At 57.9% G+C, this 15043-nt stretch carries 13 protein-coding genes, 1 tRNA gene and 2 pseudogenes; 9 read left to right on the forward strand and 7 right to left on the reverse strand.

Annotated features, from left to right (window positions below):
• The first annotated feature begins 24 nt into the window (after positions 1–24).
• The 3 genes from G3T16_RS01390 (at position 25) to G3T16_RS01400 (ending at position 1538) form a co-directional block, all read left to right on the forward strand.
• Positions 25–735: a tetratricopeptide repeat protein gene (locus G3T16_RS01390; protein WP_163493507.1), complete on the forward strand. Its 711-nt coding sequence runs from the start codon at positions 25–27 to the stop codon at positions 733–735.
• Positions 711–1409 (forward strand): sulfotransferase family protein, encoded by a 699-nt coding sequence (locus tag G3T16_RS01395; protein WP_197911836.1) that lies wholly within the window; start codon positions 711–713, stop codon positions 1407–1409. The genes G3T16_RS01390 and G3T16_RS01395 overlap by 25 nt, the downstream gene beginning before the upstream one ends.
• A gap of 56 nt (positions 1410–1465) precedes the next feature.
• Positions 1466–1538, forward strand: a tRNA-Thr gene (locus G3T16_RS01400).
• A 190-nt stretch (positions 1539–1728) separates the two neighbouring features.
• Here G3T16_RS01400 and G3T16_RS01405 read toward each other — a convergent pair.
• The 4 genes from G3T16_RS01405 to G3T16_RS01420 all read right to left on the reverse strand — a co-directional run bounded on the left by G3T16_RS01405 (position 1729) and on the right by G3T16_RS01420 (position 6542).
• Positions 1729–2919: an ISL3 family transposase gene (locus G3T16_RS01405; protein WP_163493508.1), complete on the reverse strand. Its 1191-nt coding sequence runs from the start codon at positions 2917–2919 to the stop codon at positions 1729–1731.
• 223 nt (positions 2920–3142) lie between these two features.
• Entirely contained in the window at positions 3143–4456 is a 1314-nt protein-coding gene (locus tag G3T16_RS01410) for an MFS transporter (RefSeq protein WP_163493509.1), read from the reverse strand.
• A gap of 15 nt (positions 4457–4471) precedes the next feature.
• Positions 4472–4957, reverse strand: a complete 486-nt coding sequence (locus G3T16_RS01415; protein ID WP_163493510.1) for a rhodanese-like domain-containing protein — start codon at positions 4955–4957, stop codon at positions 4472–4474.
• Positions 4947–6542: a winged helix-turn-helix domain-containing tetratricopeptide repeat protein gene (locus G3T16_RS01420; RefSeq protein WP_163493511.1), complete on the reverse strand. Its 1596-nt coding sequence runs from the start codon at positions 6540–6542 to the stop codon at positions 4947–4949. Before G3T16_RS01420 ends, G3T16_RS01415 begins: the two co-directional genes overlap by 11 nt.
• A 206-nt stretch (positions 6543–6748) precedes the next feature.
• On the opposite strand from G3T16_RS01420, the gene G3T16_RS01425 reads away from it, so the two are divergent.
• The 5 genes and pseudogenes from G3T16_RS01425 (at position 6749) to G3T16_RS21495 (ending at position 10116) form a co-directional block, all read left to right on the forward strand.
• Positions 6749–7111, forward strand: a complete 363-nt coding sequence (locus tag G3T16_RS01425; RefSeq protein WP_163493512.1) for a DsrE family protein — start codon at positions 6749–6751, stop codon at positions 7109–7111.
• 43 nt (positions 7112–7154) lie between these two features.
• Positions 7155–7484: a hypothetical protein gene (locus tag G3T16_RS20830; RefSeq protein WP_197911837.1), complete on the forward strand. Its 330-nt coding sequence runs from the start codon at positions 7155–7157 to the stop codon at positions 7482–7484.
• Complete coding sequence (locus G3T16_RS01430; protein ID WP_197911838.1) at positions 7454–8635, forward strand: pyridoxal phosphate-dependent decarboxylase family protein; 1182 nt, start codon at positions 7454–7456, stop codon at positions 8633–8635. The genes G3T16_RS20830 and G3T16_RS01430 overlap by 31 nt, the downstream gene beginning before the upstream one ends.
• Positions 8632–9663: pseudogene (cysK, locus tag G3T16_RS01435) on the forward strand (cysteine synthase A); the annotation flags it as partial. The gene G3T16_RS01430 and the pseudogene cysK, both read left to right, overlap by 4 nt.
• A 117-nt stretch (positions 9664–9780) precedes the next feature.
• On the forward strand, positions 9781–10116 hold the full coding sequence (locus tag G3T16_RS21495; RefSeq protein WP_232059422.1) for a glutaredoxin: 336 nt from the start codon (positions 9781–9783) through the stop codon (positions 10114–10116).
• A gap of 215 nt (positions 10117–10331) precedes the next feature.
• Here the strand turns inward: G3T16_RS21495 and G3T16_RS01440 are convergent.
• The 3 genes and pseudogenes from G3T16_RS01440 to G3T16_RS01450 form a co-directional block, all read right to left on the reverse strand.
• Positions 10332–10655, reverse strand: a pseudogene (locus tag G3T16_RS01440) (IS66 family transposase); the annotation flags it as partial.
• A 327-nt stretch (positions 10656–10982) separates the two neighbouring features.
• The gene (locus tag G3T16_RS01445) at positions 10983–12008 is read right to left on the reverse strand and encodes an AraC family transcriptional regulator (protein ID WP_163493514.1); all 1026 of its coding nucleotides are present in this window, start codon (positions 12006–12008) and stop codon (positions 10983–10985) included.
• Positions 12009–12612: 604 nt separating this feature from the next.
• Positions 12613–13980, reverse strand: a complete 1368-nt coding sequence (locus G3T16_RS01450) for a UbiD family decarboxylase (protein WP_163493515.1) — start codon at positions 13978–13980, stop codon at positions 12613–12615.
• 445 nt (positions 13981–14425) lie between these two features.
• Between G3T16_RS01450 and G3T16_RS01455 the strand changes: the two genes are divergently transcribed.
• Positions 14426–15031 (forward strand): DUF938 domain-containing protein, encoded by a 606-nt coding sequence (locus tag G3T16_RS01455; protein WP_163493516.1) that lies wholly within the window; start codon positions 14426–14428, stop codon positions 15029–15031.
• The last annotated feature ends 12 nt before the right edge of the window (positions 15032–15043 follow it).

Consider the following 15043-nt stretch of genomic DNA (forward strand, 5'->3'; position numbering starts at 1 on the left):
CGCCAGGTACAGGGGGTTGGCAGCATGAACAGTGGCAGGATGGTGCTGTCGAGGCTGAGGTCCGACCTCGACGAAGGCCGCTTCACAAGAGTACTGGCACGCTGCGAACGCCTGCTGGCCAGTGGCCGGCGGCACCCGGTACTGTGGAGTTACCGCGGCCGTGCGCTGGAGGGTCTGCGGCGGGACAGTGAGGCACTCGCCATTTACCGCGAAGCCAGCCTGCGTTTTCCCGGGCATGCCCAGTCGCGGCTGTTACTCGGCAAACTCTGCGCCCGTCTGGGCCGGCATGAAGAGGCCCACTGCTCGCTGGAACAGGCGCTGCAGCTGGATCCGGAGCTGATTGACGGCTACCGTACACTGCTCAATTACCGGGCGATTGCGCCCGATGACACTGCCGTGCGTCATATCCTGGCGCGAGCCCGGTCGAAGAACCATGGCGCCGCGGCGCGGGCACGGGCGCTGTTCATACTCGGGCAGATTCACGTCGAGGCCGGTCTGGACCAGCAGGGATTCGAATATTATCGCAATGCCAATGAGCTGGTGAGCAGCACTCTTGGCAATGGCAGCCACGAATACCTGGTAGCCAACAATACGCAGAGCATCAACGCCGGGTTGCTGCAGGAATTCGACCGCTCCGCCCCTGCACTCCCAGTTGCCCCGCGCTTCTCATTACCGGGCTGCCGCGCTCGGGAAAGAGCCTTGCCGAAGCATTGCTGGCACGCAATGCCCGGGTAATGGCGGGCGGCGAGCTGGCCCTGGTCAGAAAATTCGCCACTACCCAGGACGCCGCAGCCGGGCTGCGCGGGCTGGCCCGGAAGCTGTCCCGCCAACCGCGTTCACCGCTGGCACAATGGTACGCACAGCGGGCCGCAGCCAGCGGCGTCAAGGGTATAAGCTACGTGACGGACACCTCACCGGCCAATTTGACGCGCTTGGGCTACCTTGCGCTTTTGCACCCAGAGGTACCCATTGTCTTCTGTCGCCGGGATCCACTGGATCTCGGCGCCTCGCTCTATTTCAAGAATTTCCGTTCCGGTCACCACTACAGCTACAGCCTCGCGACTCTGGGCCGGGCCATCGCGGCAGCGGAAAAGGTCATGGACCACTGGCTCACCGTCCTGCCGAATCCCATGCTGGAACTGCGCTACGATGACGTAGTACTGAACCCCGACCGCGGCCGGACGGCGCTGTTTCATCACCTGGGCCTGGATCAGCAGCCTCACCCTGCCCCGCCGCCCGCCACCGCGACTGCCGCCCGCCTGTTTCCCAGCCGTACGAGCACAGACTTCGACGTTATCAGCGCCGATCTGATTGGCTTCGGCCGGCGGTTTCACCGCCAGTTGGAGCCCCTGTTGGCCGCCTACGCCGCAGAAAAACGGCGGCCGGAGCTGGTACCCGCTCCAGATTGACATGGGACGGCAGGCCTGTTCCGGCGGCTCGATATTTTGCTATACTCGCGCCCGCCGCCGGTGTAGCTCAGTTGGTAGAGCAGCGCATTCGTAATGCGAAGGTCGTAGGTTCGACTCCTATCTCCGGCACAATAATTCAATAAAATCAAATAGTTATATAATTCACCCCTACATTAAACCCTACAAAATGGAAATCGCGTATCAACGCCCGCAGTAGCCGGACTCCGGCGCATCCGCTGAACCCAGTCCATGGAGTCGCTGGAAAAAATAAGCACGCCAGTCGGCTCTACCCAATTAACGGGGGATGGGCCGGTTTTCACTAAACCCGGTTGATGATGCCATCCCATCCACAATGGGTTAAGACCCTCAGTCGGTAATTTTCAAAGTTTCTGAACCCGTAAGCTCTCCTGGACATCATTTCCATCTTGTTGTGGAAGCCCTCAGTGACCCCATTGCTCTTCGAGAATCGCCACATGGCGGTGACGGGCTCCAACCAGGATGTGAGGGTATTCGCCAGCCGGTGAAGCGGACTGGCGTGAAGCTGTTTGATCAATCTGAGTAGCTTGGGCAGTGCTCTTTCAGCCCGTTTCCTGGTCAAGGTTTTCAGGAGTAGCAACCGATTCAGGCGCTGCTTGGCTTCGTACAGGGCGTTTAGCACCGGGAATGCGTTGAGGTACGTGCCGAGGTTATCGCGCTGCTCTGGTGACAGGCGCCATTCATGACGGCGCATCAGGCTAATCAGGCCGCGGTTCTTGCGGCCCTCGGGATCGTGGTCCTGCCAAGCCTTCAGGAAGTGCTGATTCACGAGCCGGATGACGTGGAAACGGTCTGCCACGATCATCGCATTGGGGAAGTATCGTCGGGCAATGGCGCGGTAGGTTTCGGACATATCCATGACAATAAGCCGGACATTGTCTCGCCCGGGTAATGCCTTCAAATAGCGCCCCAGGCTGGCTTCGGAGCGCCCGAGCACCACATCAAACACCTTGTTACGCTTGAGATCCACCAGCGTGGTGGCGTAGCCCCGCTTGCGGGTAAAGAAGTGCTCATCAATGCCCAGCACCTTCGGGCAGGGCCTGTTGGCCCTCTCAGACCGCCGCAGACGGCAGTGGTTCTGATACCACCGCTCCACGGTGGCAGGACTAATGCTGTGGGTCAGTGTGAGCTTGCGCTGGGTGACACCGCCGTCGTGGGCTTCAAAGACCTCGAGCCGGAACGCTTCCGAGGCTCTGAAACGGGGTCGAACACCCTTGAAGCGGTGACGAAAATACCGTCGGCATTGCGGGCAGTGGTACTTGGGGCACGTCAGATGAAGCGTCATCACCTGATTCCCCTGGCGCGTATGCTTGAGGGTGCGTTGGTAGGTGGCCTTGATCCTGACCCCCTTGTGCTGACAATAGATGCACAGCGGTCGTTTGGTGGGTCTGGCATAGACCTCAATGCCTTTATCCCGGTCGACCCGCTCGACCTCCAGCTCGGATATGCCTAGAATGTTTCCTGCGAGGGACATCGGTATTCTCCATTAAATTGATCGTCGCAAAATCAGTTTAATGAATGCCGGTGTCCCCCGTTAATGATGAAGAGCCCGCCAGTCCACAGCGGATTCATTCAGATGCGGATCTGGCTGAGTTTTGAGTTCGCATTGCGGACACCCTCAAGGGACTGTGCAGCCTGCACCATCTATATCCGGTCCACCTGCACTGTTCCGAATACCTGCTTACAGCGACCGTTTGCTACCGACTGCTCAGGCCAGGGTCAACGACGGCATCAGAGGGATTGAATCGTGGATGGGTTTCCTCACCGAACCAGGCGAGAAGCGCACCGGAGGCAAACATTGACAGGGTGACGAACCAGAACGACGCTTCAATTTGACCGCTGAAGTGGGCAGCGAGGCCCAGACCCAGGGCGCCCACACCATAGCCCAGGTCGCGCCAGAACCGGTAGATACCGATAGCCGACCCGCGCCAGGCCGGGTGAGCAATGTCGGCCACGGCGGCAGACAAGTTGGGATAAAGCAGGGCCATACCGAAGCCGGAGACCGCGGCCGAGAGGCTCCACCAGGCCACGCCCTGCCCCAGCAGCATCATTGCCACACCCGCTCCGCAGACCCACATGCCCAACACATTGGGCCGGTGTCGACCAATCCGGTCGGAAAGCCATCCGGTAAACAGCTGCGAGCTGCCCCAGACAAGGCCGTAAATACCAATGATCCAGCCGACATTCGTCAGGCTGACGCCCTGACGATAAAGAAACAGCGGATAGAGTACCCACACCAGGGCGTCGACAAATTTCTCGACCAGCCCTGCCTGGCAGAGGGCGGCCAGGCGGCGGTCGCGCCACGACAGTAGTGTTAAAAGCTCCCAGGTGCCCGGTTGCGCGGACACATTGCGCGGATAGCGTGGTAGCCGCTGTGGCACCTCCCCCTGACGCTGCCCCGCCGCTTCGGCCCTGGCCCACGGCAAAGTATCCCGGACCCATAGCTGGGTCAGCAGAAGCGCCAGACAGATAACGCCAAGGCCAAATACCAGCAGCGCTGGGCGCGGGCCCAGCATGACTGCCAGATAGGCGGTGACGATGCCCGCCAGGGCAACGCCGAGGTAGCCGGCAAACTCATTCAGGCCGATGGTCAGCCCGCGCTCCTCTACCCGGGTGATGTCGAGCTTGGCGGTCTGGGTCATCGACCAGGTCAGGCCCTGGTTGACGCCAAGCAGCACCGTGGCCAACACGATCCAGTTCCAGTCGGGTGCGTACCAGATCATGGGAGGCACCGGCAGCGCAACTATCCAGCCCAGCAACAGGACGCGCTTGCGCCCCAGCCTTTCGGAAAGTCGGCCGGCAATGAAGTTCATTGTTCCCTTGACTACGCCGAATGCCACGACAAAGGCGCTGAGCAGGACAAAGGAGTTCTTGGGTACACCAAACTCCGACTCGGCCAGCGCCGGCACCACGGTGCGCATCATGCCGAGCGTCAGCCCGACCAACAGCACCTGCAGCAGCTGGTGGAAGAATTGCTCCAGGTTGGCGGAGATGCCGTGCCGAATTTCCATGCGTCAGTGGGCGACTCAGGCTGCGATGCCGGCGGCAATCACCGGCATGCCCGCGGCCTGCCACTCGCTCACTCCATCACGGATCTTGCGGACCCGGTAACCTATTGCTTGTAGCAGCGCGACGGCCTCGTCGGACAAGAGACGGAAAGGCCCGCGACAGTAGGCAACAATGTCCTTGTCGCGGAGCAGTTCGGAGAGGCGGTGCTCGATTTCCGCCAGTGGCAGCGAGCGCGGGAAAGGCAGGTGCGCGAATTCGCATTCCGCGGGCGGACGCACATCGATAAAGATCACCTCGCCCCGGCGCGCCTGCTCCAGCAATTCCTCCCGGCCTATCACCGATCGCTTGGCCGGGTCGACCGCCATCTGCTCCAACGCCTGCCGCAACTCCGCCAGGTGGGCCTCGGCTACCTGCCTCAGCGCCACTCCCAAAGCCGCCACATCATCGCCCGCGAGGCGATAGATAACGCCCTTCCCGTCCTGCCGAAGTACCTTAAACGGCATCGTGCAAACCTGCGCCTGAAGAGGATTCCGGCACGCCTGCCATGGCCAGACCCTTGAGGTACTGCAGCTTTTGTATCTCGATATTCAGGTAAAACAGCTTTTCTTGTGCAAACTCAAGGCTGAACTGCGGCTCCTGGCCCAACAGCTTGTCGAGGGCATCCCGCATTTCCGTTTCTTTGTCCAGATAGGCAAACGCCACCACACGGTGCGCCAATGCCCAGTACTGGCAGTTGGGAAAACACAGAGCCCGCTCGGTCAGGTCCAGCGCCCTGTCGTAGTCACCCATGAAAATAAACGCCAGGGCCCCGTAGGTCAGAAACGCCCAAGCCTGCGGGTCATTGGGGCTGAGCGCAATGGCGCGTTCGAAGCACTCGTTGGATTCTTCGTAACGGGCTTCGTAAGCCAGGGAATCACCCAGTCCGCAGTAGGCTGCGGCGAAGGTGGGATTGAGGGAAATGGCGGTCTGGTTGTCCTGGATGGCGCTGTTGTATTCTTTCCTCGCCAGCTGCACGCGGGCGCGCATGGTGTAGTAGGTGGCGTTTCGGCTGTCGAAGGACAGCGCCTTGCTACAGGCATCCAGTGCCTCCTGCAGCAACTCTTCGGTCGGCGGTGTGGTCCAGTAGACCATGCCCAGCACCACGGCGTAGGCCCACCAGGCATAGGCGTCGCCGAAGTGCTCGTCCAGCTCGCTGCTTTTTTTCAGCATGGCCTGGGCTTTCAGGTTGTCTTCGGCCGTGAACTTGAAGAAATGATAGACCCCCAGATGAAAATAGTCCCAGGCTTTCAGGTTGCTGGTCCCACCCTGAACTACGCGACGTCGTTCCGCGAAACCGATTTCAGGCTCCAGGCGGGCGACGACTTTGGTGGTGATTTCATCCTGCAGGCTGAACAGATCATCGAGCTCGCGATGAAACTTCTCGGACCACTTGTTGCCACCGCTGGCAATATCCACCAGCTGCACAGTGACGCGCACCCGTTCCCCCACCTTCTGCACACTGCCCTCGATGGCGTAATCCATGTTCAGGTCCCGACCCAGCTGACGCATGTCCACACTCACACCCTTGTAGCCGAAGCTGGTGTTGCGTGCGCAGACGTTGAGCCAGCGGTGTTTGCTGAGCAGCATGATAATGTCGGCGCTGATGCCGTCGGAAAAATATTCCTGTTGGGGGTCGCTGGACAGATTGACAAAAGGGATGACGATAACCGATGGCCTGCTGCGCGGCCTCTCCGAGCCCGGTTTGACTGCTGCAGGCGGCGCGACTGGGCCGGCTGCTTCGCCTGCGGTCGCAGCGGCAACAAACCGAAAGCCCTTGCCGTGCACGGTACGAATAATGGTCTGCTCCCGGCCGCTGTCTCCCAACACCCGGCGCAGGGTTTTGATCCGGCTGCTGAGCGCAGCCTCGGATACAACCTTGCCCGCCCATATAGTCTGGTAGAGCTCTTCCTTGCCCACCAGCCGATGGCGATTTTCCACAAGCAGCGTCAACAGCTCGATCACCTGCGGCTCAACATTCAGGCGCACCCCGTTTCGGCTGAGCTCGAAAGCGCCGGTATCCAACCGAAAGTCATGGAACTGGTATCGCATTGGCTGTTCATCGTCGCAGCGGGTCAATCCGAAGGAATTCAGGAAATCTCCAGAATTCAACCTGGAAGGCTTCAGGCTTTCTGACGCCTCCGGGGATATTGTAGCTCAGCCGTTGCACGTTGTCGGTGGTCACGCAGGACCGCGCCGCCCAACGGCTTAATTTCCCGGAATCCGTTCCCCGGAACAATTGAACAAGGAACAGAACCATGTCAACCCAAGAAAAGTATCTCGTCAACTGTCAGGACGGCCGCGGCCATGTGGAACGGGCAACCATAGCCTTTATCCTGGCCACCACCGCATCCAAGACCGCGGAAACCGCAGTATTTCTGACCTCCGATGCAGCACAGCTGTGCACTACAGACGGGGCGAGTGGACTCCAGGCCGCGGGTATGGAGCCCCTGTCCGATTTAATTGCCCAGTTTCTGGGCAATGGGGGGAAGCTGTGGTTATGCCCGATCTGCGCCAAGGTAAACAGCATTACCGAGGCGGACCTGGTGGAGGGGGCCGAGATAGCCGGCGCCCCCAAGACCATGGCGTTTCTCTCCAGTGGGGCGAAGCTCCTGGCATGAACACGATACTGCCGTTACGGCGGCGCCTGATGGAGGGCTGAAGGTGAACCCGCAGCAGCAAGAACTGGCCGCATGCGCAGAGCTCGGTGATCTGTTGGCCCAACTGGCGAAAGGACTGGATCACTACCTGCGTTTTGAGGATGAGGATGCAATGGTCAACGCCCATGTCTGGCGGAAAGCCCTGGGAATCGATTTGCCGGAGGAAGGAATCGGCATCCACCCCCTGATGAGGAGATCTGCCTACACCTTCTGCCCAACGGCTCGCCGATCCCCAAGCCGGGATTCAGTTCTTTTATCACCACCGGTGCGAGCTCAGCCGGGATTTTGGCTGCTCTCAGCGGCATGGTGGCGTCCCCACAACGGCTGGGTTTGACCGCGTTCCATTATCTGGAGGAGATGTCGCTGCGGTGGTTGGCGGATCTACTCCAGCTTCCCGCGGGGATGCAGGGGATTTACACCAGCGGTGGCTCAGTAGCCAATATCGTCGCCCTCGGAGCCGCTCGCCAGAGCGCCTTCGAGCGCCTGGGCGAGGATCCGGCTCGCCAGGGCGTCAGTCTGCCCTGTCGGATCTTTGCCAGCGCCGCGGCTCACCACACTGTTTATCGCGCGGCGGCGGTATTGGGTATGGGGCGGGACAGCGTGGTGCCCATTGCCCTTGATGGGGCGGGCCGCATGTGCCCCGAGGATCTGCGGCGCCGCCTGGCGGACTGCGATCCCTCGGCAGTGAAGGTCGCTATCGTGGCCAATGCTGGCTCTACCGATACCGGCGCGATCGACCCACTGCAGGCCATAGGATGCATCGCCCGGGAGCATAACCTGTGGTTACACGTGGATGGCGCCTACGGCCTGCCCGGTATCCTGGACCCGACCTGCGCGACGCTCTATACCGGCCTGCGCCTGGCCGACTCGACCTGTGTTGATCCGCACAAGTGGTTGGGTGCGCCGGTGGGCGTCGGCGCCGCGTTCGTGCGCGACCGCGCGCTATTGCAGCGTGCGTTTACACAGGAAGCAGCGGACTACCTGGAGGGCACTTGCAGCCAGACTACTGCCATGCACTCCCTGGACAGCCTCGGCCTGCCCTACGCCGATTGGGGCCTGGAACTTTCCGCCCCGAGCCGGGGCGTGGTGGTATGGGCCCTGATCCGGGAAATCGGCAAGCGCGGTCTGGCCCAGCGGGTGTGTCGGCACAATGCCATGGCCCGGCGTGTCGCCGACCGGGCCCGACAGGGCCCACGCCTGGAGCTGGTGCTGGAACCTACGCTATCCATTTGTTGTTTTCGCTATCGGGATTCACGCTGGAAGGATCTCAACCAATTGAACCGGCAAATCCACCGGCAGCTAATCCACTCCGGTGTGAATATGCCCAGTACGACCACGGTAAACGGCAAGTTGGTGTTACGCCCCTGCTTTATCGGCGCCCGCGCGCTCTGGGAACAGGCGGACTCGCTGGTGGACGAGGTACTCTGGATTGGAGACCGGATTGCCGGGAAATCGACGACAGTCACAAGAGGTGAGCTCATATGAGCGCAAGAATCTACGACTCCATTCTGGATACCATCGGCCATACGCCCGTGGTACGCATCAATAATCTGGGCCCAAGGGACGTCAATCTGTTTGTAAAGCTGGAATCGTTCAACCCCACAGGCTCGGTGAAGGACCGCATGGCGCTGGGCGTGATCGAGGATGCCGAACGGCGCGGTGAGCTCAAGCCAGGGCACACGATCGTAGAAGCCACCAGCGGCAACACCGGTATTGGCCTGGCCATGGTTTGTGCCCAGAAGGGTTATCCCTTGGTGATTACCATGGCGGAAAATTTCAGCATCGAGCGACGCAAGCTCATGCGCTTTCTGGGTGCCAAAGTGGTGTTGACGCCGGCGTCGGAAAAGGGCTCGGGGATGGTAGCCAAGGCCGATGAGCTGGCGCGCCGGCACGGCTGGTGGCAACCCAGGCAATTCGAAAATCCCGCCAATGCCGAGGTCCACGCGCATACTACCGCGGTGGAGATTCTGCACAGCTTTCGGGACATGCCTCTGGATTACTGGGTGAGCGGCTTTGGTACCGGCGGCACCTTCAGCGGCGTATCCCGTGTGCTGCGGGACAAGAGCCCGCACACCAGGATCCTGATTTGCGAGCCGGATAATTCCCAGATGCTGGCCAGCGGCATACCCCAGGCAAGGAGTGACGACGGCGCCACAGCCGCCAGCCACCCCCGGTTTCGGCCACACCTGATGCAGGGATGGTCACCGGACTTTATTCCCACGCTGGTAGAAGAGGCCATAGCCCGTGGCGGTGCGGACGGATTTATTCCGGTGGATGGAGCCGAGTCCCTGCAATGTGCCCGGGATCTGGCCAGAAAAGAGGGCATTTTCGTTGGCATCTCCTCCGGCGCGACCTTTCTAGGCGCCCTGACCGTGGCACGGGAGGCCAAACCCGGCACCAATATCCTCTGCATGCTGCCGGACACGGGTGAGCGTTACCTTTCGACACCCCTGTTCGACGGCGTTGAAGCGGATATGACCGCGGAAGAACTCGAGGTCTCCGAAAGCACCCCGCGTTTTCGCTTCGATACCGGCAGCGCCAGTGCCCCTGCTGAGGAGGATTCAACAGCCGAACCGATAGCAGTCGACCGGGTTCGTGACCTGATCGCAGACCCCGGGCAGCCTGTCGTGATGTTTGCCCTGGAATGGTGTGAGTTCTGCTGGTCGGTGCGCAAGGCTTTCGAGGCCTACGGTATCCCTTATCGATCCGTGGACCTGGATAGCGTCGCCTATCAGGAAAACGAAATGGGGAGCAAGTTGCGACAGGCCCTGCGTCAGCGAACGGCTTGCAACACCTTCCCGCAAATTTTTATCGCGGGCGATTTCATCGGCGGTTGCACAGAACTTTTCGACCGCTGTCGGGACGGCACGCTGTTCAGCAAGGTCCGGCAGTTGGGTATTTCCTGCGACAGTTCGGCGTGCCAGGATCCCTATACGCTGCTGCCCGGTTGGCTGCACCCGCGCTGAACCTACGGCATCGAGCAATTGGTCGCGTTCCCTGGCTCCCTGGGAATCCGAAGAATCAGCGCCCGTCGGCGAAAGCCGGTAACTGTGCGGGTTTCGAGTCCAGAGAGGACTGTATACCAAGTGTTCCAACAAGATATTTGTCGGGACCTGTTTTATGCCGTTCCATCCAATCATAGCAATTTTGGATGGATAGGTAGGTAGTATGCGCCCAGTAATTACACCTTGATCCCAGGCGCCCAGTTATGCGGCAGCAGATCATCAAGGTCTGACTGTCGTGCGCTCGGCAAGCGCGCCAGGACGTCACACAGGTAAGCCTGCGGGTCCAGACCGTTGATCTTTGCCGACTGGATCAGGGTCATCACGTTCGCACCGCGTTGGCCACTGCGCAAGGAACCCGCGAACAGCCAGTTGTTTCGGCCACGGGCTCAGGGCCGGATCTGGTTCTCCACCCAGTTGTTATCCATGGGTAGATTGCCGTCATCCAGGTAGCGGATCAGCACGGCCCACCGTTTCAGGGTGTAATCGATGGCCTTCGCAGTCCGTGTGCCATCATAGCAGGTGTCCACTTCCAAGAATTAACGCAACGTTGACCACAATGTTATTACGCGTCAGGAGAGCAATGTATGCGCTATTGGCAAGTGAACATGCAAAATCAGAACTCTGGGGCATATTCCCGCCCATCGTGAACATCCATTCCGGTGCAACGTGAACACCATCCTGGAGTGAACCCCAGTGATTTGGGATCAGCTATGGCTGAACTGAAGAAAGCAGCCTAATTGGGTTGTCACAAATTACTTGACCACTCCACACCCCGCTTCGCTGCGCTACGGTGAGTTACAGTTATGCTCCGGAGCCGGTCGCAGGATTCACGTCGAATGGCTGGCAGATTTCAGCTTATTACCCAGACGGTGTAATGTTTGCGAAGGCGACTCCCCGAACCGCTCCTTGTATTCGGTAGCAAACTTACCCAGCTGGGAGAAGCCGTTGGCTAATGCTATCTCAGTGACATTGGTGGTTGCGTCGTCTGCCTCCTTCAATGCCAAGTGAACGATATCCAGACGAGTGAGTTTAAGTAACCTCATGGGAGAGACATCGCGAAAGCGCTTGAACCCTTGCAGCAGAGTGCGCTCACTGACATTGGCATGCTCGACTAACTGCTTGAGACTCATAGCCTGTCTGTAATTCCTCCTGATATACCGTTCAACATCCAAAATATAACTTGGAATCTGCGGTTCTTTCTTGGCTGCCAGTTCATTGGAATAGTTGTTGGGTTGACAGTGCAACAAGGCCCACATCAGCATTCGTTGATACCGTAATCCCGCCTGTGGAGCGGTGTTGATTAGCGAACCCGATTGTTCTATATCATCAACAACCCATTGAACTGTGCGTAAAAAGCTCGCGCATGTGTTGGCAGTCAGGTTCATCTCCATATCAAAATCTAATACCTGTATCTGTCTCCTGCCAAGAAGACTGCTTAAGTAGTTTTCCAGAGCATTACTTTCGATTTTGATCAGTAGTTTAGAGCAGTCAGAGGTCCACTTTGTAGAGAATTTCTGATACGGACCCGACACAACAGCCTGGCCAGGGGCGCTCGGTACTCTCACATCACCGTAATAGTTGGTCGAGGTACCAGACAAAGGCAGTTCCACTAAGAAAAAACCAAGCTGCGACACATCTACCTGAACTTCGGCACCATAAACCAGATATGCCATTGCACCGTTTGGCAACAAGGCGTAATGCAGCAGCGCGTCCCTGGTCTGTTTGCCGGAGGCGGAAACAATAATCTTGTGAGGGCATAATATATCAGCCATTGAAGGGTGGACAGCTTTCACATCTCTGGTCTGAAATAACTGGTAACGTTGCAGTGGTGGAGCTTCAAAGAGAGTATACATTACTAGTGTCCGGTTGATTTTTGGGCTCTTCCCCAATCCTGGTGGCTAATCATTGACAGATTCCCGCCGGATGCAGCTGAAGGTGCCTCCCCGGCACAGCCGGGGGGTCTCCCTTTGGGTTGAGGGTAGTGTCAATTTCTGCATCAAGGAAATGAACGATGCCGATCTGGAACCGGAAAATTGCACTACACCTCAACTGCCGCCCCGACGCGCATAAACTGTAACTTCAGATCGTTTATGATAACGCGATTAATTCTGGATGGGCGGCTTTTAGCCCTCGCACACTACTTTTTGCTGCTGCAGTAACTCGGCGTATAGTCCAGCATGTCGCTGCGCCGGCGTCAAGTATTTGATACTAGGTGTTAGCCCCGAGCAGTAATGTCCCCCTCACCCAATTCTAAAATGCCCCCTTTTAAATTTAGGAGGGGACGTGGCGGGGGAGCACATTACTTTGAGTCACAAGGAAGTCGATGGACTGGAGGTCGTCCAGGCCCTCCAGCAACGCCAGCTGAAGCAGGAGGATGCCGCCCAGAACCGGGCGTGAGCGATCGGCAGGTCAAGCGACTGCTGCGACGCTATCGAGAGGCAGGGGCTACGGGGCTGGCTATTCCCCTATCAATTCATAGTCAGACAGGCTGACCTTTTTGACAGTTGCGCGATTGAATTTGTTGGTGCGCGGCAGTGGTACCGTTGCATCGATACCCAAGCGAGTCCATTTGTCGTCTTTTACCATGGGGTTGAGGCGATGACCAGTTGAATTGGGTATCAATAACAAGTCTGTTTCGTAGCAGCAGCGTGTTTGAACTGCCCAATCCACGTCCTCGGGGCTGTAGATGTTTACGTCATCGTCGACCACCGTAACTGTCTTTACAAACGCTAAGGCGATAAAGGCTGCCATGATGGCATTGCGCTGACTGCCTTCGTGAACTTTATTCATTCTTACAATCAGGTGGTAAGGTACACTGCCGTCTGCAAAATGTACTGCAGTCACTTCCGGCACAAGGCTATGTATCTTGTAAAAGGCACCGGCACCCGCAATTAAACCGTACGCGAGCCCGACCTTCTGACCTGACAAGATCGTTTCGAAAACTGGTTTTTCTCGACGTGTAATTGCAGTCACTTCCAGAACCCAGCGGTCTTCCCTATCGGCGTAATAACCAGTGACCTCGGCATAGGGACCTTCCGGCTCTCGCACCACAGGTAAAATTCGGCCCTCTATCACGAACTGAGCGTTAGCGATGGCTTCAACACCCACTGTCTGGGCCTTGATGAGATTTACCGGTTCACCCCGCATCTGACTGACAATCCCCAACTCGTCAGCATCTATAGGCGCGGCGGAAGCAGGGACTGCGCCAGCCATAAGAACTGGATAATCGATTCCATTGTTGACGGTAATCTCTAGAGCTTCGCCTTTAGCTTCAGCGCGCTTGTAGTAGTCCATGAGATGCCCTAACTCTTCGAGCAGCAAGGTGCAACGCCTTTTCCCTGTCACCATCATGCGGTGAACGGACAGGTTTCTAACTCCAGTATCGGGATCTTTTGCAATCACTACGCTTGATGTCAGGTAGCGACCGCCATCATGAATCGAATGATGTGGCACAGGCAATGAGTACAGGTCAATTTCCCTTTCGATGATCTCGTTGGCCGGCCCAGATTCTAATATTATCGGCTCCATCGGATTTTTTTGCCATTCCCGGATTTCATCAGCCAGCACAAAAGGTAACTGCTCCCTGGTGCAGTTGAATATTTTGGCTATGATGTCTGCATTCCAGTACAGACCAATCAGAACCGGGTAATTGTTGTCCTTGACTTTCTCAAACAGAACGACCTTGTGCCCCTCAAATTTCTTGGCTACTCCCGCCAGTTCTAGTTCCGCATCGACTTCGGTTCTCACCCGAACCAGTAACTTGTTTTCTTCAAGAAACGTTATGTAACCCTGCAGGTCAGTCAAGCCTCGCGCATTGAAGTCCATCGGTGTCTCCGTATAAATCGGTATATCCCGAATATTCAAGCAGTTTTGAAAAATTATCGATATACAAAAATCGCAGCGGTTTTTAGCCACTAGGTATTTCAATTCAATCCTTACCCAGTGTCTGCCAGCGATATTCATGTAGACGCTTTGTAATTTCCGATGTCTACCAAGCACATCTACTTTCGCAACTCAGGAGCGATCGTTATGCCGTCAGCGCCTTCCAATGTGGCGTGAAGCTAACGCGGTAAACGGGGCGGTTTCTAGCGGTGCGCATCCCCCTCTGCAGGATGCAGCTGAATGCGGCGCCGACGTGGAGCGGCCGCTGACCGCGACGGAGCGCCGGGAGTGGCAGCAGGAACGGAAAATGAAACTGGCATTAATCAGAGAATCCCCAAATATGAGATAATGGAAGTGTCTTTTCTCCGATACCAGAACAGGCCCACTCATGAGCGTCGAAAAACCTTTTTCCCAGGCCAGCGCCAACAATCGCCAACCCATTCTGGAACAATTGCAGCAGGTGTTTGCCACGCCTGGCACGGTCCTGGAGATTGGCACTGGCACCGGCCAGCATGCGGAATATTTTGCCGCTGCGCTGCCCCATCTGCAATGGCAGCCCAGCGATCATCCCGAAGCCTTGTGGATGTGCCGGCAACGACTGCGCGAGGCGGGACTGGACAACATTCTGGAACCACTGGCGTTGGATGTAGGAGTCACGCCCTGGCCGGTGACTGCCTGTGACGCAGCCTTCTCTGCCAATACCGCCCATATCATGGCATGGCCAGAAGTGCAGGCCATGTTTCGCGGTGTGGCCGGGTTGCTGCCGGCGGAAGCTGTGTTCTGCCTTTACGGCCCGTTCAACTATCAGGGCAAATATACCAGCGACAGCAACCGGCGCTTCGATCACTACCTGCGATCCCAGGCGGAGCACATGGGTATACGGGATATTGCGGACCTGAAAGCGCTGGCCGCAGACCTCGGAATGATCCTGGAGGCCGACCACTCGATGCCGGCCAACAACCGGTTGTTGGTGTGGCGCAGATGCTCCCCCTGAGCAGGTCCGGGT

It is taken from the genome of Kineobactrum salinum (assembly GCF_010669285.1).
GTDB classification, from domain to species: domain Bacteria; phylum Pseudomonadota; class Gammaproteobacteria; order Pseudomonadales; family Halieaceae; genus Kineobactrum; species Kineobactrum salinum.